This window comes from Bradyrhizobium sp. sGM-13 (assembly GCF_018398875.1).
GTDB lineage: Bacteria > Pseudomonadota > Alphaproteobacteria > Rhizobiales > Xanthobacteraceae > Bradyrhizobium.
The window spans coordinates 1-217 of sequence record NZ_JAGWDK010000509.1; the positions used below are offsets into that span (position 1 = coordinate 1).

General features: G+C 56.7%; 1 pseudogene. It reads left to right on the forward strand.

Annotated features, from left to right (window positions below):
- Positions 1-217, forward strand: a pseudogene (locus KJQ96_RS39830) (hypothetical protein); the annotation flags it as partial.

A 217-nucleotide genomic window follows, 5' to 3' on the forward strand; every position in this document is an offset into this window, starting at 1 on the left:
GGACGCGCTCGACCATGTCGTGTTCTACGACAAGCCGTTCCTGAAATTCGAGCGCCTGCTGGAGACCTATGTCGCGCTGGCGCCGCGCGGCTTTTCCTCCTTCAAGATGTCGATCCCGCTTTGGCTGAAGGAAAAGCTGTTTCAGAAGAGCCTGCTCGCGGACGAATTGAAGAAATTCGCGCCGGAATTCGATCGCACGAAACTGCTGTTCTGCGAG